This window comes from Acinetobacter sp. WCHA45 (assembly GCF_002165255.2).
Classification (GTDB): domain Bacteria; phylum Pseudomonadota; class Gammaproteobacteria; order Pseudomonadales; family Moraxellaceae; genus Acinetobacter.
The window spans coordinates 1,820,349-1,840,643 of record NZ_CP028561.1 but is presented as its reverse complement, the minus strand read 5'-3'; the positions used below and the strand labels follow the sequence as shown (position 1 = coordinate 1,840,643).

Below are 20,295 nucleotides of genomic sequence, written 5' to 3'. Positions count from 1 at the left end.
CGCATCAAAAATTGATAAAAAGAATGTCGCTATTCTAGATGAGATCGCTCGAAAATAAAAATTATCTTACTTTATTTATGTTGCTTTTGTGATTACAAGCATTCTATTACATGCTATGTTGATTGCATACTAGACAGGAAGTTTGGAGAGGAACGATGTCAACCAAAAATTTTGAAGCTACCCCTACGCCAAGTGAATCGATTAGCTTAGATACGATTTCGAAAGAAAGTGTGAAAGATGCTTGGAAAGAGTATGAAGCGAAGCCTGAGTACAAAGAATTTAATAAGCACGATATGATTGAGTCGATGCAACCTCAGTCGAAGCAAAAATCTTCATCTTAATCAAAATAAAAATGCTCACATTGTGAGCATTTTTATTGCAAATCCGAACATTATTTTAATAATGGTGGCACTGCTTCATAATTAATTTCTACGCGACGATTTTCTTTCCACGCTGCTTCGTCATGACCTGGGTTTACAGGTGCTTCTTTACCGTAGCTCACGGCTTCTAACTGCTGTGGGTTGACACCATTGGTAATCAAGAAACTTTCGACCGCTTTTGCACGACGCTCACCTAAAGCCATATTGTATTCACGCGTACCACGTTCATCCGTGTGACCTGTCAATGCCACCCGAGAATTAGCATTTGCAACAAGGAACTGTGCATGTGCTTGAAGTGTTTGATAGTCATCATTTGATAGATCGCTGCTATCGTAATCAAAGTGAACAACACGTTTCGCTAAAAATGCTTTGTTCGCAGCAGTTACCCCTTTTGATGAAGCGCCAGCCAAGTTCTGTGCATTCAATGCAGCATCTTCACTTAGTCCGTCAGTGCTTACCGTGGTTGATGTATTAGGTGCTGTATTGCCTGCTGTGATTTCAGCAGCAGGTTTACGACTCGCACAACCCGTGAAAGCAATCGTCGCAGCTAAGAGTGGAAGTGTTAGGTATTTAATATTCATGTGATTCTCCAATCAATCAAATTTATTTTGGTGCCCAAGCGGGTTCACGGACTTCACCTTGTTCGCTTGGTAAATTCATACGGAATCGACCATCTGTAGACATAATAGAGAGTAAGCCGCGGTTACCCTCACGTGTTGCATAAACAACCATCTGCCCATTCGGAGAGAAACTTGGTGACTCATCCAGACTGGTTGGTGTCAATATATTAGTGATCCCTGTATTAATATCTTGTAATGCGACTTTGTAATTACTGCCACTTGGTCGATGAACTAAAGCAATTTTTTTACCGTCAGCACTTAACGTGCCGCGTGCATTAAATGCACCTTTGAAGGTAAGGCGTTTAACTGAACTATCATCAAAACTGTAGCGATAAATTTGAGGAGAACCGCCACGATCTGAGGTGAAAATAAATGATTTTCCATCAGGTGCATAACGTGCTTCGGTATCAATTGCTGAGTCATTGGTCATACGCTGTAATTGGCGCGTATTTAAATTCATCTGATAAATTTCAGGATTACCATGCATAGATGCTGTGAATAACATAGATTGCCCATCGGGCGAGAAGCTTGGTGCACCATTTAAGCCTTTGAAGCTCGCTAAAACCTCACGTTGACCCGTTGCTAAATCCTGAATGTAAATTGCAGGACGTTTAGTTTCGAAAGAGACATAAGCAATCTTTTTAGCGTCAGGTGTCCATGTTGGAGAAAGGATTGGATCTCGTGATGACAGTACCGTTTTAGGTTGTTCGCCATCCGTATCAGCAATTTGTAATGTATAGCGTTGAGCAGGGGTTTGTGGATTGCGTAATACATAGGCAATACGACCGCTGAAATCACCCGCAATACCAGTTAGTGCTTGGTATATCGCATCACTGATCATATGCCCAGCTTGACGAACACGAGAGCTTGGTACAGTCAGCACTTCATTTAATAAGTATTGTTGTTTTTGTACATCATAGAGTTGGTAATGGATTTCAAATGTATTCGCATCGATGGTTTTAATTTGACCAACCACCACATATGGCACACCAGCATTTTGCCAATCACCAGCTTGGATTTGGTTGATGCTTGCAGTTGCAGGTAAGTTTTGCGATGCACTTGTAAATCGACCTGAACGATTTAAATCATTTTCAATGATTGGATAAATCGCACTGTCATTTGTAAAAGGGATAATTGCAATTTTAGGCGCTTGTTCAGGTGCTTTTGCAATTTCAAGGTGAAGTTGTGCAAAAGTTGCTGTTGGAACAATTGCGCTAATAGCAGTCAAAACTGCTAAGGAGATGAGATGTGTACGAGTCTTGTCCATAATTACAATAATTTGCATAGTATTGTTGTGGCTGTTGATTATTTAACATAGTTACATGCTTTGTGCTATGACAGGCATGTAACTATTCACGATAAATTACTATTTTGCTGTGAAACTTGAAGTAAAGCTTCTCGCCTCACGACGGGCATCAGGATCTTCTGGCATTGGATAAGGTGCGGCGGCACGAACTGCTGCTTCTACACTGGCTTTTACATCTGGATCGCTTGCTGAAACAATCACTGATAAAACGGCACCGCTGTCACTTAAGGTGACACGGGCAGTTGCCTTTTGACCCGATGAACCTGATGGTATGTCCCAGGCACGTTTAATTTTGCTTTCAAAATCCCGTTTGGCTGTTGAAGCAACTTTCTTGGCATCTGCCTTTTTCTGCGCTGCTTCCTGTTCAGCTTTTTTAGCGGCAGCAGCTTTGGCTTCTTCTGCATCCGCTTTTGCTTTAGCGTCGGCATCGGCTTTTTTCTTGGCATCAGCGTCCGCTTTACGTTTTGCGTCTGCCTCTGCCTTTGCCTTAGCATCCGCATCGGCTTTTTTCTTGGCATCAGCATCTGCTTTACGCTTTTCCTCAGCAGCCTTGGCTTTGGCATCTGTTTCAGCTTTTTTCTTAGCGTCAGCATCGGCTTTACGCTTTTCCTCAGCAGCCTTGGCCTTGGCATCTTGCTCAGCTTTTTTCTTGGCGTCGGCGTCTGCTTTACGTTTTTCCTCAGCAGCCTTGGCTTTGGCATCTGTTTCAGCTTTTCTCTTAGCGTCAGCATCTGCTTTACGCTTTTCCTCAGCAGCCTTAGCTTTGGCATCCTGTTCAGCTTTTAACTTGGCCGCATTATCTGCTCTGGTTTTAGCTGCCAAATCTGCTTTACGTTTTGCTTCCTGTTCAGCCGCTTTTGTTTTTGCTATGACATCTGCCTGACGTTTTTCTTCTGCCTGTTTGGCTTTTGCTTCATTTTCAGCTTGTCGTTTTTGCTCCGCAGCTTTTGCTTTCACCTCGGCATCGGCTTTACGTTTTTCTTCGGCAGCCTTGGCTTTGGCATCAGCTTCTGCACGTTGTTTTTGTGCGGCAGCTTCCGCTTGTTTCTGTTGTTCTTCTGCTTTAGCTTTAGCAGTTTCCTCAGCCTTACGTTTTTGTTCAGCCAACTTTGCCTGTTGCGCTTGTTCAGCTTTCTGTTTTTCGGCAGCAAGTTGCTGTGCAGTAGGCGTTGGTGGAGTGACAGGAACATTTTCAGGTTGAGTATTATCTACAACAGGGCTTAATATTTCTTCTGCCTGATTTTCAGCAGTCGTTTCCTGTTCTACAGGTTTTGCCATTGGTGGTGGTAAATCTTCTGGCTTGATGAGAACAGTCGTCAGTTTTTTCGGTTGCTCAGGCGGTTTACTTAGACCTAAGAAAAGCAAGCCAACAATCGCAATTGCATGTACCCCAAGGGTAAAACCTAGCGCAATTGCATTTTGTTTAAAAGGTGGCTCTTGAAATTTTTTCATAACTTACTTTAATGGCTCTGTCAGTAAACCAACTTGAGTTAAACCGGTTTCTTGTAAACTAGCCATGAGTGATACAACCTCACCATAGGGGCGAGATTTATCACCATTTACTAATACGGTGAGTTGTTTATTTTCTTGTTCCGCTTGCTTTTGAGCATCACTCAAAATAGCTTCAAGCTGCTCAAGTGAAAGAGGTTCACTATCTTTATGATCTTGGTATTGCAAATAAATATTGCCATCTTTGCCAATCGTTACCATTGCAGGCATGTCTTTCGATTCGATAGGATTATTATTCGCTTGGGGCAAATCAACTTTGATACCGCTGGTAATCATAGGTGCAGTGACCATAAAGATGACTAAAAGTACCAACATAACGTCAATATAGGGTACAACGTTCATATCACTTTTCAGTGGTTTTTTAATGCGTTCAAAACGCCCAGATCGTTGAATTGCCATTATGCATCTTCCTGTGTCGATCCAATCGCTTGACGCTGTAAAAGAGCGACCATTTCTTCTGCGAATAACGCACGATCTGAGTAAATAGATTCACCTTTCGCTGTGAAGTGGTTAAAAGCCAGCACAGCAGGAATTGCTGCAAATAAACCGATTGCCGTTGCAATAAGTGCTTCAGCAATACCCGGTGCTACGGTTGCCAAAGTAACTTGATCAACGGCAGCAAGGCCAATAAAGGCATTCATAATGCCCCAAACCGTACCGAATAAGCCGATATAAGGCGCAACAGAACCAATACTTGCAAGCGCTCCTAAACCTTGTTCTAAACCGCCTTGATCACGACTTAGACCGACACGAAGAATACGTTCAGTACCTTCAATGGTTTGATTGGTATCTGCTTTGCGTTTTTGTAGTTTAAAAAACTCACCTAAACCTTGATAAAAAATATCTTCTAGGCCACTACGTTTCGAGTTTAACTGAGCATTATTGTAGAGCGTGTTTAATTCGGCACCTGACCAGAACATTTTTTGAAAATGCTCATCATCTTGAGCTGCTTTTTTAAAACCCATATGTAATTTGGCAATTAAATACCAGCTGAAAATTGACGCTAGTAATAAGATCAACATGACCAATTGCACGACTGGGCTGGCTTGTAAAATCAGGTCAGAAATATGTAGAGAAGATTCTAAATTAGTTGCCATAAGTCACTGTGCCGAAAAGTTTATTTTTAGTCCTGTGCTAATTCTTTTTGAATCAGATCACGTATTTCTTCAGGAAGTCTACGTGGCATTAACTCTTTGTTTAAACATGCCAACGTAACCTCACCTGAAGCAAGCAAGATTTCACCACGATAAATATTTTGTTGCAACACAAAAGACGCGGCTTTACACGAAATAACACGTGCTGTAACGGTAATTAAGTCATCCATTAAGATTGGACGTACATATTTCACCTGAATTTGATGTACAACGAAGTTGTAGTCTTGTTGATGCCAGTAGTGATCGACGCCTGCTGCACGTAACCATTCGGTGCGTGTGCGTTCCATAAAACGAATGTGATTGGCATGGTAAACGATACCACCTGCATCTGTATCTTCAATATATACACGAATATTAAATTCAAAATGATTAGCCATATCCTTAACCTATTTCTGCATACTGCGAGCAATTGAGGGAATGATATTGCGTCAATGATAGGATGGGAATAGTAATAAATAACATATTGCTAGATCATTGAAAAATTAAGCCCTAATGATTAGGGCTTAAAGTAAAAGGTGAACAAAAATTATTACAACTCGTTCCAATCAACTGTTTTTGGATAACCTTGTACAAGTTTTGCATTGGCATAAGCACTCACTAATGCTTGACCACTAATTGTTTGAGTAATTGATATGGTATTTTTTTGATTATAGAGGTCAACGATTTCAACTTTTGCAGCATTTGGCTTTAAAGCATAAAAATCACTTTCTGTTGAAAATTTAAAATTAGAGTTAAAGTTTACAGAGAAAACCTTACCTCCAATTTCGCCACTTAATTGTCCTTTCGCTATATCTTCTATGTTGCCAGTAGATGCATTGAAATTTGAAGTGAGTGCATAATTGTTTAGAGTATATTGATAAATACTGTTGTTATTTGTTTTATCTATGAACTTGTAAGTGGCTTGATTAGATTCAAATAAGCTTTGAGTTAAGTTGTCACTAATAATTGTATATGTATATTTTAATTTACCATTGATTGAAATTGATTCATCTGCCGTGTCAATATTCATATTTGTCAAGGTAAGCTCACTTTTGGTTGAGGTACCAGATTTTGCAGTATTAGACTGGATATTACCTGAAACTGAGATCGTCGTTCCTGTATTATCAGCCATGAGCTTACAGTTATTGAGCGTTACGCTATTGTCTGTATTCACTGTTGCTGTGCCAGATATGCAGGGTAACTTAGAGTCAATCGCAGTGGCTCGCGCATAAGCTCCATCAGCAAGTATTGCAATATTAAGTAGTAAATTTTCAGATTGATTGGAAAGATTTACCACAGGTTCATTAATGATGTCGATAGTTTCTGATTTATTGTAATCTAGTTTTTCTTTACTATCATTTTTTGTTTGGTTATTTGTGCTGTCGCTGCTTCCGCCACCGCATGCTGTTAATAATAATGCCCCAGAGCATAAAACAGAAGCCAATATCTTATTCGTCATTTTCTTACCTTAATGTATTAGATTTTATGTAGTTAAAATGGAAGTTTATTTCTTTTAACTACATAATTATAGCAAGAAAACATGTATTTTATATTAAGATGCGAAATTTTATATTATGTTACTTTTCCATAAAAGCGCATTTTATAATGTCTTTATTCAGGTGGCGTCATACCAAATTGTAAATACGCCATATTGGTTGCAATACGACCGCGTGCTGTTCGCATGACATAACCTTGTTGGATTAAATAGGGTTCAATTACATCTTCAAGCGTTCCGCTGTCTTCAGCCATTGCCGCAGCTAGAGCTTCAACACCTGTGGGACGTCCTTCAAAACGTTCAAGTAACATACTGAGATAACGACGATCTAAAGTATCTAAACCATCTTTATCGACATTGAGCATGTCCAATGCACGTTGCGCCATATCTTGGGTGATTTCACCTGTGCCTTTTACTTGCGCATAGTCACGGACTCTGCGTAATAAACGATTGGCAATACGTGGCGTACCACGCGCACGTCGCGCAATTTCTGTTGAGCCTTCTTTGGTAATCGGAACATCCATGAGATTTGCCGAACGAGTGACAATATGGGTTAAGTCCTCAACTGAATAGAACTCCAGCCGTTGCACGATCCCAAAACGGTCACGTAAAGGCGAGGTGAGTAGCCCCGCACGCGTTGTTGCTGCGACTAATGTAAATGGTGGCAGATCTAATTTAATTGAGCGGGCAGCAGGACCTTCACCAATCATGATATCTAGTTGATAGTCTTCCATCGCTGGATATAGAATTTCTTCGATCACAGGAGAAAGGCGGTGGATTTCATCAATAAAAAGAACATCGCCTTCTTCAAGATTAGTGAGCATGGCCGCCAGATCGCCTGCACGTTCCAGCACAGGACCAGAGGTGGATTTTAAATTACCGCCCATTTCGCGTGCGATAATATTCGCCAATGTGGTTTTACCTAAACCCGGTGGACCAAAAATCAAGGTATGGTCGAGTGCTTCACCACGACCTCGTGCAGCACCAATAAAGATTTCCATTTGCTCACGTACCACTGGCTGACCAATATAGTCTTCAAGAGAGGTTGGGCGAATCGCACGATCAAAATGATCTTCTGGTTTTTCAGAACCACTGATTAAACGGTCTTGCATAATGAGTTCGGTCTATCTTTATTTATTCAATGACTTAAGTGCAGCTCGGATAATATCACTGGCTTCGGTAAAATCTGCTTTAACGGCTTGAATCAGTTTTTGTGCTTCAAGTGGTTTGTAGCCCAGTGATTGTAAAGCGGCTTCAGCTTCGGCAACAGCAGAATTTCCAGTGAACTGTATTTGAGCGGATGCTGTATTATTTGAAACGGTAGTGGTTGAAAATGCTTTAAAACGATCACGTAGTTCAATCATTAAACGTTCAGCTGTTTTTTTACCAACCCCAGGCACTTTAATCAGTGTATTGATATCATCGTGTTCAATGGTGTGAATTAATAATTCAACACTTAACGTAGATAAAATCCCTAATGCCATTTTGGGTCCTACACCGTTTACTTTGAGTAGGGTGCGGAAAATAATTTTTTCTTGTGCTTCACTGAAGCCATATAATTGTTGAGCATCTTCACGAACGACTAAATGTGTCCATAACGTTACTTTTTGTCCTTTTTGTAATTGGCAAAATGTTGAAAGCGGTGTATCGATTTCATAACCAACCCCATTTACATTAAGTAATACAGTAGGGGCTTCTAAGGCAAACACTTCGCCAATTAAACATCCGATCATAGAAAATTTTTCACTATTTATTTGAAAAGATTTAAACCAAAGTCATTTAAGAAAATAGAGTTTGCATATTCTTTTAAAAGAAGCCAACTTTATTCCCTTGTAGCTCTTGCGCCAAGCTATAAGCCTGATGGTCTGAGAACTTACTAATAATATCTAAGACTTGCATAATATTATTGTAATGGTTGTTTTGAAAATTTGCGCCTGAATGTTGCAAAATCGACATCAAACGTTGTTCTTTAAAGCTTAATGTTTTATGCGGCATGGTCAAAGGCACAAAAGCATCTAAAATAGTCTGTAAGCTTTGATGCGCAATAATTTCTAAACCGGATTTTTGAGGATGTTCAAAAATACGATCACGTGCAAGATTTTTCGCAGTTTGAATCCCTGCTTCAATATCAGGTGAGCAATATTGTAAAAGGCTACCTTTGAGTTGACCTGTGATGATTTCATAGTGGTGTTTTGCAAAAGCCGTCGTGACTTCATCGACTAATCGTTTCATTACACGACCACGCAAGGCTGCAATTTTTTGTTGCCAAGTGGTATGCGGTAAATGCAGCTCTTCAGGAAGACCAAAATCAGCAGTCAAGTTGAGGAAAATAGGTTCAACTTCCTCATAACTCAACATATTAAGAATGATGCCGTCTTCCAAATCAATCAGTGCATAACAAATATCATCAGCAGCTTCTAACAAATAAGTTAGAGGGTGACGACAATAGTGATATTCACCCAGTCTAATTAAGCCAAGCTGTTCAGCAAGCTGTTTTAAAATTTCTTTTTCTGATTGATAGCAACCAAATTTTGCTCTTTGATGTGATGGGGTATCGCCTTGTTGGTCGATGGTTTTTGATAACCAGGGGTATTTTAAATATGCACCCAATGTTGCACAGGTCAGACGCATACCACCATCATCAGGGTGGTAGTCAATACGACTTAGTAAACGAAGACCTTGCGCATTACCTTCAAATTGACGAACGTCTGCTTCTTCTTCGGGAGTGAGTTTGGTCAGAAAGTCACGATGTGAGGCATCATCAAACCATTCACGTATCGCATATTCACCTGCATGACCAAAAGGGGGATTGCCAATATCGTGAGCTAAACATGCCGCTTGAATGATCGCACCGACATCAGCAGGTGAAATCCACATGGGCAATTCATCTTTGATCTTTTCTGCGGCGAGCATACCAAGCGAGCGACCAATACAAGATACTTCGAGTGAATGAGTCAATCTTGTATGAATACCATCGTGCTGAGTCAATGGGTGAACTTGAGTTTTTCTATTCAGTTGTCGAAAACTTTGGGAAAATATAATTCTATCGTAATCTTTATGAAACGGGCTTCTAGCCAATTCGGTGCTACTTTTTTTACTACCTAAGCGAATTGCAGAGAGCAATTCCAACCAACGCATTTGTTCCATTCATCATTATTCACTATGAGTTCAAGATCATGATGCCAAAAAAAGGATTAAAGCACTAGAGTAGGGCGACATAAGTTGTCTTGAATAAGTATGTCGTCGCATATAGTTTTGTATTTCATCATTTAAGTTAAGTCATTTGAATTTTTAGGGGGAAACATGAATAAAAATATTGCACTTATGGTCTGCGTATTATTATCAGCTTGTAATCAGGTAGAGCCATCTGAATCATTAGAAGTGAAACAGAAGCAAACATCCTCTGATCAAGTTAAGCAAAAAACGATAGATCAGCCAAAGAAAACAGCGGTTGTCTTAGCTGCATTTGCTTATCAAGAAGTCAAGGATCAGCGCCTAGATCAACAATGTATTTGGACAGATGACGCAAATGCAGCGGCAAAACAATATTGGAGTATTCAACCCAATATTGAATTGAATGGGCATTCTCGTTTTAGCAAAGACGATGTTGCTTTATCTGCTGTGGTATTGGTGAAACCCATCAAAAATTGTTCTGAGTTTTATAAAACAGCTCAAACTGCATTTGCCTATGCTATTAATAATGATCGAGATTGGGTCAATAGCCTTCCAATACAATCAAATCAACTAATCCAAAACACAGATGAAACAGTTTCAATTGATTTAAATCACAATGGCAAACCTGAGCAAAGTTATGTCTGTTTAAACAGTGAAAGTATGGATGTGTTCTTTAAAGAAGCGATTCAGGATAAAAGCTTTATCCATGCGCATGTGCAGCTTTCATATAGTGTTGAGGGTGGTGTGGACGACACTCTTGCTTGTAATGACTCATTCTTTTCTAAGCTCGGTATAATAAGAAAAGAAGACCCGCAAACTGGAAATGTGATCTACATATCAAAGTAAACGAATTGTTACGAATATACTAAACCCATAAAGCGATAAGAAATTAAGTGATTTGGGATAGAAAACTCTGATTTTTAAGATGGATATGGCTAGCTGAAAGAAGGCTTTCACAGTAGAATATGCGCTCTCTCATAAGTCACATTGCGGTAGGTTCGTTAGACCCACCCGTGGAGCCAAAGTCAACATGTTTATCGTGGCCGGTGCATCAGCACATTCTTCTTTTAAGAAAGCTCAACTCTTAAACCGTTTAGCGTCAATGAGTTCTGTTCAATCTTTTGACAGCCAGTGGGTTTATTTGTTTGATCAAGCGCTCAACGAGCAGCAACATCAATCGGCATTACAACTTTTAAACGATGGTCAATCTTTCGAACTTCGCCAAGCTGCAAGTGATGAAATCCAAATTTTAGTAACTCCACGTGTTGGCACAATCTCTCCGTGGTCGTCTAAAGCAACTGATATTTTCCAAAACTGTAATACACCAGTACACCGTCTAGAACGTGGTCTTTTATTCACGTTAAAAGGTGTCACTGAAATTACGAATGAAGTTAAACAAGTACTTCATGACCGTATGACGGAAACAGTTTTTGCTCAAATTGAAGATGCAAAAGCTTTATTCTCAGAAACTGCGCCGAAGCCATTGAACTCAATTGATATCTTGGGTCAAGGTAAAGAAGCGTTAGTTAAAGCCAACAATGAGTTTGGCTTTGCTTTATCTGAGCAGGAAATTGATTACTTAACCGAAGCATTTACCAAGCTGGGCCGTAATCCAAATGACATCGAGTTAATGATGTTTGCTCAGGCGAACTCTGAACACTGTCGTCATAAAATCTTTGGTTCTGAATGGACAATTGATGGTGAAAAACAACCATTATCATTGTTCCAAATGATTAAGAATACCTATAAAGAATCTCCAACAGATGTATTGTCGGCGTATAAAGACAATGCCTCTGTGATCGTGGGTTATGACACGATGCGTTTTTATCCAAAAGCCGATGAAAATGGTCACTTTGTTTATAAATATAAGAGCCAAGCCGCTCATATTTTAATGAAGGTTGAAACGCATAACCACCCAACAGCAATTTCTCCATTTGCTGGTGCTGCAACTGGTTCAGGCGGTGAAATCCGTGATGAAGGTGCAACAGGTCGTGGTGGTAAACCAAAAGCAGGTTTAACAGGCTTTACGGTTTCTAACTTAAATATTCCGGGTTTCGAACAGCCTTGGGAAGATAACTACGGTAAACCTTCACGTATGGCATCGCCATTACAAATCATGATCGAAGGTCCTTTAGGTGGTGCAGCGTTTAATAACGAATTCGGTCGTCCTGCATTAAATGGTTATTTCCGTACTTTCGAACAAAATGTCAATGGTGAAGTGAAAGGCTTTCATAAGCCAATCATGATCGCGGGTGGTTACGGTAACATCCGTCCTGATCATGTTGAAAAAGATGCGATTCAACCGGGTGACTTACTCATTGTATTGGGTGGCCCTGCAATGTTGATCGGTCTTGGCGGTGGCGCAGCGTCTTCTGTAGACAGCGGTACCATGGGTGAGAGTTTAGACTTTGCTTCGGTGCAACGTGAAAACCCAGAAATGGAACGCCGTTGCCAAGAAGTCATCGATACCTGCTGGCGCTTAGAAGACTTTAACCCAATCGTGTCTGTACATGACGTGGGTGCGGGTGGTCTATCAAATGCGATGCCTGAACTAGTGAATGATCACGAGTTAGGTGCAGTATTGAACCTGCGTAAGATTCCATCTTTAGAGCCAGGCATGAGCCCGATGGAAATCTGGTCAAATGAAGCGCAAGAACGTTATGTGTTAGCGATTCGTCCAGAATCTTTAGAACAGTTTGAAGAAATTTGTGCACGTGAGCGTTGTCCGTTTGCAGTACTTGGTGAAGCGACTGAAGCACGTCATTTGACTGTTGAAGATCCATTATTTGAAAACAATGCAGTCGATATCCCAATGCAAGTCATGTTGGGTGGTACGCCACGTATGCAACGTTCATATGAAACGATTGAACGTAAAGGTAACGACTTTGATGCATCAAAAGTTGATTTGAAAGATGCGATTTTCCGCGTATTGAAAAATCCAACAGTTGCGTCTAAATCATTCCTGATCACAATTGGTGACCGCTCGATTACAGGTATGGTTGCACGTGATCAAATGGTTGGCCGTTGGCAGGTTCCTGTCGCAGATGCAGCAGTAACGACGACAAGCTTGCAAGGCTTCACGGGTGAAGCAATGGCGATGGGTGAACGTCCACCAGTTGCTTTGTTAAATCCAGCCGCATCAGCGCGTTTAGCCGTTGCGGAAGCGATTACCAATATTGCGTGTGCCAACATCGAAAAAATCAGCGATATCAAGCTTTCTGCAAACTGGATGGCAGCAGCAGGTCAAAAAGGTGAAGACCAAGCCTTGTTTGAAGGTGTGAAAGCGATTGGTATGGAAATGTGTCCTGCATTAGGTATCGCAATTCCAGTAGGCAAAGATTCACTTTCTATGCGTACTACTTGGAATGATGGTGAAGACAAGGCCGTGACTTCGCCAATGACAGGCGTGATCACTGCATTTGCACCTGTTTTAGATGTACGTAAAACATTAACACCTGAACTGAAGAACTTAGCAGACTCAGTACTTGTACGTATTGATTTATCTAAAGGTCAATTCCGTTTAGGTGGTTCGATCCTTGCGCAAGTATATAAAGCAATCGGTTCTGTTACCCCTGATGTTGATAGTTTTGATGACTTCAAAGCATTCTTTGCCTTGATTCAAGACTGGAACAATCGTGGCGTGATCAAAGCTTACCATGACATTGGTGATGGTGGTCTATTGGCGACTGTTGCTGAAATGATGTTCGCATCGCGTTTAGGTGTTGCTCTAGAAAATCAATCAACTGAAAGCTTATTTGCTGAAGAAATTGGTGCAGTACTTCAAATTACGGCTGCTGATTGGGCGCAGTTAGAAGTTGAAGTTGCAGCATCTAGCTTGAAAGATACAATTGCTGTTGTTGGTCGTGTGAATACAACTGATCAATTAGTTGTAAATGGTTTAACGCTTGAGCGTGCTGAATTACAACAAGCTTGGGCTGAAGTGTCACATCAGATCCAACGTTTACGTGACAACGTTGAAACAGCTGATCAAGAATTTGCCTTAATTGCAGATAAGAACCACAAAGGTTTAATTGCACAACCAACATATGACTTAAATGAGCCAGTTGAAGCGCCGTTTATCAATACACGTCGTCCAAATATGGCAATTTTGCGTGAGCAAGGTGTAAATGGTCATGTAGAAATGGCTGCTGCTTTTGACAAAGTTGGCTTCAATACTATCGACGTACACATGAGTGATTTACTTGCAGGTCGTGTGAGCTTAAGCGACTTTGAAGGTTTAGTGGCATGTGGCGGCTTCTCATACGGTGACGTGATGGGTGCTGGTGGTGGCTGGGCGAAATCAGTATTGTTCAATGCGAAACTACGTGATCAGTTCGAACAATTCTTCCATCGTGAAAATACATTCAGCTTAGGCGTATGTAACGGCTGTCAAATGATGTCACAACTTGCTCCGCTGATTCCGGGTGCAGAGCATTGGGGACGTTTCCACCGTAACATGTCAGAAGTATTTGAAGCGCGTGCAGTGAATGTTCGTGTAGAGAAATCTGTTTCTGTGTTGCTTGAAGATATGCAAGGTTCGATTTTACCAATCGCAGTTGCGCATGGTGAAGGTCGTTTAGTTGCGACAGAACAACAACTTGCCGCTTTAAATGCAGAGAACCAAGTCATCTTGCGTTATGTAGATAGCTTGGGTAATCCAACTCAGCACTATCCATTGAACCCGAATGGTTCACCTGAAGCGATTACAGGACAAACTTCTAAAGATGGTCGCGCAACAGTAATGATGCCACACCCAGAGCGTAACTTCCGTGCTTTACAACATTCTTGGAAGCCTGAAGATTGGGCTGAAGATGGTGCTTGGTTGCGTATGTTCCGCAATGCACGTAAGTTCATTGGTTAATATGAAATAAAAAATAAGCCACCGTAAGGTGGCTTATTTTATTCTTGGATTCAATATAAAATAACGATGAATGAGCAAGAACAATGAAATCAAAAAGAATATGCTAAAACTTATTTATTATGTACCTGAATCACACCTTGAATCCACCAAACAGGCTATCTTTGAAGCTGGTGCAGGCGGTATTGGCAATTATGAGCATTGTGCTTGGCAAGTGAAAGGAATAGGGCAGTTTAAGCCTGTTAAAGGTGCAAATCCGTTTTTAGGGCAATTAGACGAACTTGAGCAGCTTGAAGAGTGGCGTGTAGAAACTATTGTGCCTGAAGATAAAGCCAGTGTTGTGGCAAAGGTATTAAAGGCAAGCCATCCTTATGAAGAGCCTGCCTTTGAGTTTATTCAAATATTAGATATTGAATAATTATACTTTTTGAATAAATAAATCACGGTCAAAACGATATTGCGGGAAGAACACACCATCTGTAGCCCGTTCACCAGCCCCAATTACCATGACAGGATGCTGTTGATCATTTAATTTTAAAATTTTACGAACTAAAGGCTCATCAAAGCCTTCCATCATACAACTTTCAAAACCATAGGCACGTAAAGCCAATACCAAATTTTCACATGCTAAAGCAGTGGTTTTAGTTGCCCATAATTTAGCATCGGCAGGGTTAAAGGCAGTCACAGGAAGTTGTTTATCAAGTGTACGGGCTACTTTAAATGCAACTTTTTTGAAGTTACCTAATGCATTGAAATAACCTGTTTTATAGTTGTAGGGGATAAAACGGTAATATTTTTGTACCATTGCAGGGGCTTCAGGAAATGGAAATTCGCTAATATTTCGTTTTGCCATTTCATCAACACGATCTGTACGCGCCACGCATACGATCAATTCTGATGCAGTTTTAGCAGCAAGCTGTCCTAAGCATGCTTTAACCAGTTGCTTTTTCTTGGTTGGATTTTGCACCACATAGAATGTCCAAGGCTGTAAGTTTGATGAGTTGGGTGCAAGCAGTGCCAAATCTAAACATTCATCTAAAATCTCACTTGGAATCGGTTTATCCGTGAACTTACGTACTGAACGACGGCTTTCAATGACTTTACGGAAATTGGCAACATCAATATCTTGAGTGGCAGGTTCGTAGTAACGTTTTTTGTCGGTTTGATTTTGTTCAGACATAAGAATAAATGTTCCTATAAGATTGTTGTTCATATTGGGACGTTAAATAAAAAAACCACCCAGTCTTGACTAAGTGGTTTATATAAAAACAGTGTAATGTATTAATTGAACTGTGAGAAGTCAGGCTTACGTTTTTGCATAAATGCTTGTACAGCTTCCATCATTTCAGGTGAGCGTACACGCTGCATAAAGATTTCAGCTTCTTCATCGACGCAAGCAATAATTTCAGCTAAGTCTTTTTTCATTAGCGCTTTACTTTGTTTTAGAGACGCTAAAGGTAATGCTGCTAAATGTTGAGCTGTTTGTTGTGTGGTTGCATACACATCTTCAACGACATCATTCACGAGATTTGCTTTTACTGCTGTTGCAGCATCAAATTTCTTCGCTGTGAATAATAATTCAGCCGCTTTCTGATAGCCTGCTTGTTTGACCAATAAACGGCTCGCAGCACCTTCAGGAGAAAGGCCTAGGCTTACGAATGGAATTTGGAATAGGGCAGTATTGTCTGCAAATACGATGTCAGCATGTAATAAGATCGTTACACCAATACCAATTGCAACACCTTTCACTGCGATAATAAGTGGCTTAGAAAAACGAGCCGCAGCTTTTAATAATACAAATGGAGGTTGATCACCCGCTTTGCCTTCATATGGCTTTTGCATAAAGCCCATGAAGTCTTTCATATCATTACCCGCAGTAAAATCTTGTTCTGCACCACGGAAAATAACAACACGTACATCTTTATTTGTATCAGCTTCATCTAATGCTTTTGCAATCCAAAGATAAAGTTCACCGTAAAGTGCATTTTTGGCTTCTGAACGGTTAATGGCTAAGGTGAGTACGCCATCTTCTAAATTTGCTTGCAAATGTTGATGAGGTTGTTGAATACAGCTAAGTGTCATCGTACTATCCTTGCTTTAATCCAGATTGATTTTTAAAGTGCTCTCATTATGTCGCATATTTGCGTTACATAGTGCAACTGATGAGTTCACAAAAAGTGAAATTACGCCTATGTACACATTTGACTATCTTGTTTTTATTGGACGCTTTCAGCCTTTTCATTTAGCGCATCTACAAACTATTGAAATTGCATTACAACAAAGTCAGAACGTGATCTTGGCATTGGGTTCAGCGCAATCAGAACGGAATATCAAAAACCCATTTTTAGCCCATGAACGTGAGCAAATGATTCTGTCTAATTTTTCAGAAGATGAGCAGAAACGGATTCATTTCGTGCATGTGGTTGATGTGTATAACGATGAAAAATGGGTCAAACAAGTCAAAACATTGGTCAATCAAGTGGTTCAGCCAAATGCAAAAGTAGGTTTGATTGGTCACTTCAAAGATGAATCTTCGTATTATTTAGCTTTATTTCCAGAATGGCAGATGGTTGAGTTGGATAGTTTAAAAGATTCTATTTCAGCCACGCCTATGCGAGAAGCCTATTATCGGGGAGAGATTCAAACTGAATTTTTCCCTAAAGGCACGATTGAATTTTTGACTGAATTTAAAAATACAAAAGTCTATGTGGAATTGCAGCATAAATATCTTGCGGGTGATAAAAGTAATTTGGATGAATGTTTTTAAGATTTTAGTTATTTAAGCAGAAAATCGATGAAAACACGAATATGGAAAGATTCGTGTTTTTTTGATGGATAAACTAACGTGAATTCGGGATAAGGAAGTTGTAAAAGGATAGGCATTTAAGTCAAAATTTAATCACGACAAAAAACAATGATCTCAAAATGCCTATCGACACACAGCTTACAACACTTTTCTGCCTAATTGATGATTTCTGCTCTGATATTTCAGAGCAGGTTGAGCAATACATGCTCACTTGTGGCAAGCTTAAACGTGTGCGTCAAAGTCAAATTTGTGCATCTGAAGTGATTACATTGCTGCTATGGTTTCATTTAACAGGAAGCCGAAACTTTAAGGCTTTTTATCTTTATTGGGCAAAACCATTTCTTTCTGGTTATTTTTTAAACCGGCCGAGCTATAGTCGATTTATTGAATTAAAAGCAAAATATGTGATGTACTTCGTTGCTCTTGTTGAAAGTTTAAAAGTTTCATCAGCAGGGATTGCTTTTGTGGATTCCACTAAACTTGCTGTATGCCACAACAAACGGATTTATCAACATCGTGTATTTGCCGATAGTGCAACTCGGGGGAAAACTTCAGTCGACTGGTTTTATGGTTTTAAGATTCATTTGATTTGTGATCATATCGGACGCTTAATTTCTTATTGTATTACAACGGGTAATGTAGATGACCGTAAAGTATTGCCCGATCTAATTGAACATTCACAACTCACAGGTAAATTGTTTGGTGATCGTGGCTATGTGGGTAAGAATTGGAGATCTCGTCTTGCGGAAGTCGGTGTTCAACTCATCACACGAGTAAAAAGAAATATGAAACCACAATCCCTGGATGCTTTTGATAGTGCAGTATTAAGAAAACGAGGAATTATTGAAGCTCCATTTCATCTGATGAAAAGCCAATTTGATCTTGAACATACTCGCCACAGATCAAAAATAGGGCTACTGACCACAATATTTGCTGCTTTAACATTATATGCTTTGGTGCTTGTAAATGGATATAAGTCTGGGATTCAGCAGATTTTAAAACCGATTGAATTAAAATTTACTTAAACCGTATTCACGTTAAACTAGGGTCTGTTGAGATTTGCTGTATAAAAAATAGCGAGTAAGTAAAATTTAATCGTCAAACCAAATTCACTACTCGCTATGCCTCGTACAATGCTGAATGATCAACACTGGTCAAAGTTAGAATCTTGCGGAGCGATGCTCCTCATGCGTAATGAAGTGCCTTGCAATGCTTTTAGATCTTCCAATACTTGTTCAGCATGACCAGCAGCTTTAACTTTGCGATAGCTTTTCACTAACTGTTTGTTGTGAAAAATAAAAGTTGAACGCTCAATGCCCATGACTTGTTTGCCATACATATTTTTTTCTTTGATGACATCAAAATGTTTGCATAACACTTCTTCTTTATCACTAATTAAATCAATTGTGAGCGCTTGTTTTTCCGTGAAATTTTGATGTGCTTTAACAGAATCTCTAGAGACTCCAAAAATTTGACAATTTAATCCTTCAAATTGATCTTTTAAACACGAAAATCCAATAGCTTGAGTCGTACAACCTGGGGTTGAATCTTTGGGGTAGAAATAAATGACAAGCCATTCGCTGCCTAACTCAGCAAGATTGACTTCACCTTGTGTAGTTGAAAAAGTATGATTCGGTAATTCAATATTCTCAGACATTTTTATTCCTTCTATAAAGCTAAGCGTGATCTAGTTCAAGTGGTAAAAAAGCATATTCTTCATGATAAACAATTTCACCGTGACGTATAGGAATTGCTTTGTTAAAACCTTGTCCTCTCAATCACAATGGTATGGAATTTTCCATCCTCTTCAACATAAAGGAAAGTTTAACAGAGCCTACAAAAAAGCCTGCATAAATGCAGGCTTTAATCTGAACAATACAAGCTTACTTTTTAGGAGCTTGTTGCTGAGCAGCTTTCATTGCTTCTTCAGTTAATTTTTCTAACTTAGATACCAAAGGGGCACCTAAGCAAGCTTGTAATTCTTTATTTTGTTGCTGTACAAATGCTAAAGAACTTGGGCTTTTCTTGGCATTGATTGCGCTTTGAATTTCCCATTTTTGAGCTTCAGTTACTTTGCCTTGAGCATCAATTTGGCAACCACAAAATTTACTCACTTCCGCAGCTGATAACTTGCCACCTTTAGTGGTTTGTTCCTTACAGACGTTAATCAATGCAGATTTTACATTGGTAGTTTTATATGCTGCTTGTAATGGATTATCAGCTGCGTGAGTTGCCATTGCAAATAAAGCAGTCGCTGACATCATTGTAGAAAGAATAAGATTTGATTTTAAAAACTTCATATATTGTACCTAATGATTGCCCTAAATCATCTATTGGGTATAGCGTGTAGGGTCCGCAATACCTGCTTCGATAAAACCTTGTTGGCGTAAACGGCAACTGTCGCATTTGCCACACGCACGTCCTTGAGCATCTGCCTGATAGCAGGATACTGTTTGGCTATAGTCTACGCCATGTTCGATACCTAAGCGTATAATATTCGCTTTGGATAAATGTAACAAAGGTGTTTCAATTTTAAGGGGTTTTCCTTCCACGCCTGCCTTTGTTGCCAAACGCGCAAGATTGGCAAAAGCGTCAATAAATTCAGGACGACAGTCAGGATATCCTGAATAATCAACAGCATTGACACCAATCACAATGGCGTGAGCGTCAAAAACTTCTGCTGCTGCAAGGGCATATGAAAGGAAAATGGTGTTACGCGCTGGAACATAAGTTACAGGAATCCCTTCTTGTAATTGTTCAGGTACATCAATGTTATGATCTGTAAGCGCAGAGCCGCCTAAATTGCCTAAATCAATATTAATCACACGATGTTCTACACCTGCACGTTGTGCGAGTGCTTTGGCTGCATCAAGTTCGGTGGTTGAGCGTTGACCATACATAAAGCTTAATGCAATACAATCATAATTTGCTTGTGCCCAAGCAAGACACGTTGTTGAGTCTAAGCCACCAGACAATAATACGATGGCACGAGAACGCATATTATTTTCCATGAT

General features: G+C 39.9%; 21 protein-coding genes and 1 pseudogene. 6 read left to right on the top strand and 16 right to left on the bottom strand.

What is annotated here, in order from left to right; translation table 11 throughout:
• The first annotated feature begins 155 nt into the window (after window positions 1–155).
• Window positions 156–341 carry an NF038105 family protein gene (locus tag CDG55_RS10285; protein WP_005161254.1) on the top strand — a complete coding sequence of 62 codons (186 nt, stop codon included), beginning with the start codon at window positions 156–158 and terminating at the stop codon, window positions 339–341.
• A 50-nt stretch (window positions 342–391) separates the two neighbouring features.
• Here CDG55_RS10285 and pal read toward each other — a convergent pair whose 3' ends face one another.
• From pal to CDG55_RS10235, 10 genes are all read right to left on the bottom strand, one after another.
• Window positions 392–961, bottom strand: coding sequence for a peptidoglycan-associated lipoprotein Pal (pal, locus tag CDG55_RS10280; protein ID WP_087536406.1), 570 nt, complete (start codon window positions 959–961; stop codon window positions 392–394).
• A gap of 22 nt (window positions 962–983) precedes the next feature.
• Complete coding sequence (tolB, locus tag CDG55_RS10275; RefSeq protein WP_087536445.1) at window positions 984–2,267, bottom strand: Tol-Pal system beta propeller repeat protein TolB; 1,284 nt, start codon at window positions 2,265–2,267, stop codon at window positions 984–986.
• A gap of 99 nt (window positions 2,268–2,366) precedes the next feature.
• Window positions 2,367–3,758: a cell envelope integrity protein TolA gene (gene tolA / locus CDG55_RS10270; RefSeq protein ID WP_087536407.1), complete on the bottom strand. Its 1,392-nt coding sequence runs from the start codon at window positions 3,756–3,758 to the stop codon at window positions 2,367–2,369.
• A gap of 3 nt (window positions 3,759–3,761) precedes the next feature.
• Complete coding sequence (tolR, locus tag CDG55_RS10265) at window positions 3,762–4,214, bottom strand: protein TolR (protein ID WP_087536408.1); 453 nt, start codon at window positions 4,212–4,214, stop codon at window positions 3,762–3,764.
• The gene (gene tolQ / locus CDG55_RS10260) at window positions 4,214–4,912 is read right to left on the bottom strand and encodes a protein TolQ (RefSeq protein WP_004661166.1); all 699 of its coding nucleotides are present in this window, start codon (window positions 4,910–4,912) and stop codon (window positions 4,214–4,216) included. Before tolQ ends, tolR begins: the two co-directional genes overlap by 1 nt.
• A 26-nt stretch (window positions 4,913–4,938) precedes the next feature.
• Complete coding sequence (gene ybgC, locus CDG55_RS10255; protein WP_004661168.1) at window positions 4,939–5,346, bottom strand: tol-pal system-associated acyl-CoA thioesterase; 408 nt, start codon at window positions 5,344–5,346, stop codon at window positions 4,939–4,941.
• A 152-nt stretch (window positions 5,347–5,498) separates the two neighbouring features.
• Window positions 5,499–6,407 carry a hypothetical protein gene (locus CDG55_RS10250; RefSeq protein WP_087536409.1) on the bottom strand — a complete coding sequence of 303 codons (909 nt, stop codon included), beginning with the start codon at window positions 6,405–6,407 and terminating at the stop codon, window positions 5,499–5,501.
• A gap of 152 nt (window positions 6,408–6,559) precedes the next feature.
• Window positions 6,560–7,555, bottom strand: a complete 996-nt coding sequence (gene ruvB, locus CDG55_RS10245; RefSeq protein ID WP_087536410.1) for a Holliday junction branch migration DNA helicase RuvB — start codon at window positions 7,553–7,555, stop codon at window positions 6,560–6,562.
• A gap of 18 nt (window positions 7,556–7,573) precedes the next feature.
• Window positions 7,574–8,176, bottom strand: a complete 603-nt coding sequence (gene ruvA / locus CDG55_RS10240; protein ID WP_087536411.1) for a Holliday junction branch migration protein RuvA — start codon at window positions 8,174–8,176, stop codon at window positions 7,574–7,576.
• A 73-nt stretch (window positions 8,177–8,249) separates the two neighbouring features.
• Complete coding sequence (locus CDG55_RS10235; protein ID WP_087536412.1) at window positions 8,250–9,590, bottom strand: deoxyguanosinetriphosphate triphosphohydrolase; 1,341 nt, start codon at window positions 9,588–9,590, stop codon at window positions 8,250–8,252.
• Between the two features lie 156 nt (window positions 9,591–9,746).
• Here CDG55_RS10235 and CDG55_RS10230 point away from each other — a divergent pair, with 156 nt between their 5' ends.
• The 3 genes from CDG55_RS10230 (at window position 9,747) to CDG55_RS10220 (ending at window position 14,893) form a co-directional block, all read left to right on the top strand.
• Window positions 9,747–10,463, top strand: a complete 717-nt coding sequence (locus CDG55_RS10230) for a hypothetical protein (protein WP_087536413.1) — start codon at window positions 9,747–9,749, stop codon at window positions 10,461–10,463.
• Window positions 10,464–10,647: 184 nt separating this feature from the next.
• Window positions 10,648–14,478 (top strand): phosphoribosylformylglycinamidine synthase, encoded by a 3,831-nt coding sequence (gene purL, locus CDG55_RS10225; RefSeq protein ID WP_087536414.1) that lies wholly within the window; start codon window positions 10,648–10,650, stop codon window positions 14,476–14,478.
• 100 nt (window positions 14,479–14,578) lie between these two features.
• Window positions 14,579–14,893, top strand: a complete 315-nt coding sequence (locus tag CDG55_RS10220) for an NGG1p interacting factor NIF3 (protein WP_087536446.1) — start codon at window positions 14,579–14,581, stop codon at window positions 14,891–14,893.
• On the opposite strand, the gene CDG55_RS10215 is transcribed toward CDG55_RS10220, so the two are convergent.
• Together CDG55_RS10215 and CDG55_RS10210 are read right to left on the bottom strand one after the other, a co-directional pair.
• Entirely contained in the window at window positions 14,894–15,655 is a 762-nt protein-coding gene (locus tag CDG55_RS10215; protein ID WP_087536415.1) for a nitroreductase family protein, read from the bottom strand. It lies immediately after the preceding gene.
• A gap of 101 nt (window positions 15,656–15,756) precedes the next feature.
• On the bottom strand, window positions 15,757–16,557 hold the full coding sequence (locus CDG55_RS10210) for an enoyl-CoA hydratase-related protein (RefSeq protein ID WP_087536416.1): 801 nt from the start codon (window positions 16,555–16,557) through the stop codon (window positions 15,757–15,759).
• A gap of 109 nt (window positions 16,558–16,666) precedes the next feature.
• Here CDG55_RS10210 and CDG55_RS10205 point away from each other — a divergent pair, with 109 nt between their 5' ends.
• Window positions 16,667–17,242: a nicotinate-nicotinamide nucleotide adenylyltransferase gene (locus CDG55_RS10205; protein WP_081399881.1), complete on the top strand. Its 576-nt coding sequence runs from the start codon at window positions 16,667–16,669 to the stop codon at window positions 17,240–17,242.
• A 158-nt stretch (window positions 17,243–17,400) separates the two neighbouring features.
• The gene (locus CDG55_RS10200; protein ID WP_087536418.1) at window positions 17,401–18,306 is read left to right on the top strand and encodes an IS982 family transposase; all 906 of its coding nucleotides are present in this window, start codon (window positions 17,401–17,403) and stop codon (window positions 18,304–18,306) included.
• 119 nt (window positions 18,307–18,425) lie between these two features.
• Here the strand turns inward: CDG55_RS10200 and CDG55_RS10195 are convergent, their stop codons facing one another.
• The 4 genes and pseudogenes from CDG55_RS10195 to queC form a co-directional block, all read right to left on the bottom strand.
• Window positions 18,426–18,938 (bottom strand): peroxiredoxin, encoded by a 513-nt coding sequence (locus CDG55_RS10195; RefSeq protein WP_005161193.1) that lies wholly within the window; start codon window positions 18,936–18,938, stop codon window positions 18,426–18,428.
• Between the two features lie 19 nt (window positions 18,939–18,957).
• Window positions 18,958–19,087 (bottom strand): annotated as a pseudogene (locus tag CDG55_RS15510) (ATPase); the annotation flags it as partial.
• Window positions 19,088–19,164: 77 nt separating this feature from the next.
• Entirely contained in the window at window positions 19,165–19,581 is a 417-nt protein-coding gene (locus CDG55_RS10185) for a hypothetical protein (RefSeq protein WP_087536419.1), read from the bottom strand.
• Between the two features lie 30 nt (window positions 19,582–19,611).
• Complete coding sequence (queC, locus tag CDG55_RS10180) at window positions 19,612–20,280, bottom strand: 7-cyano-7-deazaguanine synthase QueC (protein WP_205666489.1); 669 nt, start codon at window positions 20,278–20,280, stop codon at window positions 19,612–19,614.
• Between the last annotated feature and the right edge of the window lie 15 nt (window positions 20,281–20,295).

Excerpts from the sequence above, each read along its gene's own strand:
- CDG55_RS10195 (WP_005161193.1), bottom strand. The coding sequence starts at position 18,938 with ATGTCTGAGAATATTGAATTACCGAATCATACTTTTTCAACTACACAA.
- queC (WP_205666489.1), bottom strand. The coding sequence starts at position 20,280 with ATGCGTTCTCGTGCCATCGTATTATTGTCTGGTGGCTTAGACTCAACA.
- CDG55_RS10285 (WP_005161254.1), top strand. The coding sequence starts at position 156 with ATGTCAACCAAAAATTTTGAAGCTACCCCTACGCCAAGTGAATCGATT.
- CDG55_RS10200 (WP_087536418.1), top strand. The coding sequence starts at position 17,401 with ATGCCTATCGACACACAGCTTACAACACTTTTCTGCCTAATTGATGAT.
- ruvA (WP_087536411.1), bottom strand. The coding sequence starts at position 8,176 with ATGATCGGATGTTTAATTGGCGAAGTGTTTGCCTTAGAAGCCCCTACT.
- CDG55_RS10185 (WP_087536419.1), bottom strand. The coding sequence starts at position 19,581 with ATGAAGTTTTTAAAATCAAATCTTATTCTTTCTACAATGATGTCAGCG.
- CDG55_RS10250 (WP_087536409.1), bottom strand. The coding sequence starts at position 6,407 with ATGACGAATAAGATATTGGCTTCTGTTTTATGCTCTGGGGCATTATTA.
- CDG55_RS10210 (WP_087536416.1), bottom strand. The coding sequence starts at position 16,557 with ATGACACTTAGCTGTATTCAACAACCTCATCAACATTTGCAAGCAAAT.
- tolR (WP_087536408.1), bottom strand. The coding sequence starts at position 4,214 with ATGGCAATTCAACGATCTGGGCGTTTTGAACGCATTAAAAAACCACTG.
- tolQ (WP_004661166.1), bottom strand. The coding sequence starts at position 4,912 with ATGGCAACTAATTTAGAATCTTCTCTACATATTTCTGACCTGATTTTA.
- purL (WP_087536414.1), top strand. The coding sequence starts at position 10,648 with ATGTTTATCGTGGCCGGTGCATCAGCACATTCTTCTTTTAAGAAAGCT.
- pal (WP_087536406.1), bottom strand. The coding sequence starts at position 961 with ATGAATATTAAATACCTAACACTTCCACTCTTAGCTGCGACGATTGCT.
- CDG55_RS10235 (WP_087536412.1), bottom strand. The coding sequence starts at position 9,590 with ATGGAACAAATGCGTTGGTTGGAATTGCTCTCTGCAATTCGCTTAGGT.
- ybgC (WP_004661168.1), bottom strand. The coding sequence starts at position 5,346 with ATGGCTAATCATTTTGAATTTAATATTCGTGTATATATTGAAGATACA.
- CDG55_RS10220 (WP_087536446.1), top strand. The coding sequence starts at position 14,579 with ATGCTAAAACTTATTTATTATGTACCTGAATCACACCTTGAATCCACC.
- tolA (WP_087536407.1), bottom strand. The coding sequence starts at position 3,758 with ATGAAAAAATTTCAAGAGCCACCTTTTAAACAAAATGCAATTGCGCTA.
- CDG55_RS10230 (WP_087536413.1), top strand. The coding sequence starts at position 9,747 with ATGAATAAAAATATTGCACTTATGGTCTGCGTATTATTATCAGCTTGT.
- CDG55_RS10215 (WP_087536415.1), bottom strand. The coding sequence starts at position 15,655 with ATGTCTGAACAAAATCAAACCGACAAAAAACGTTACTACGAACCTGCC.
- CDG55_RS10205 (WP_081399881.1), top strand. The coding sequence starts at position 16,667 with ATGTACACATTTGACTATCTTGTTTTTATTGGACGCTTTCAGCCTTTT.
- tolB (WP_087536445.1), bottom strand. The coding sequence starts at position 2,267 with ATGGACAAGACTCGTACACATCTCATCTCCTTAGCAGTTTTGACTGCT.
- ruvB (WP_087536410.1), bottom strand. The coding sequence starts at position 7,555 with ATGCAAGACCGTTTAATCAGTGGTTCTGAAAAACCAGAAGATCATTTT.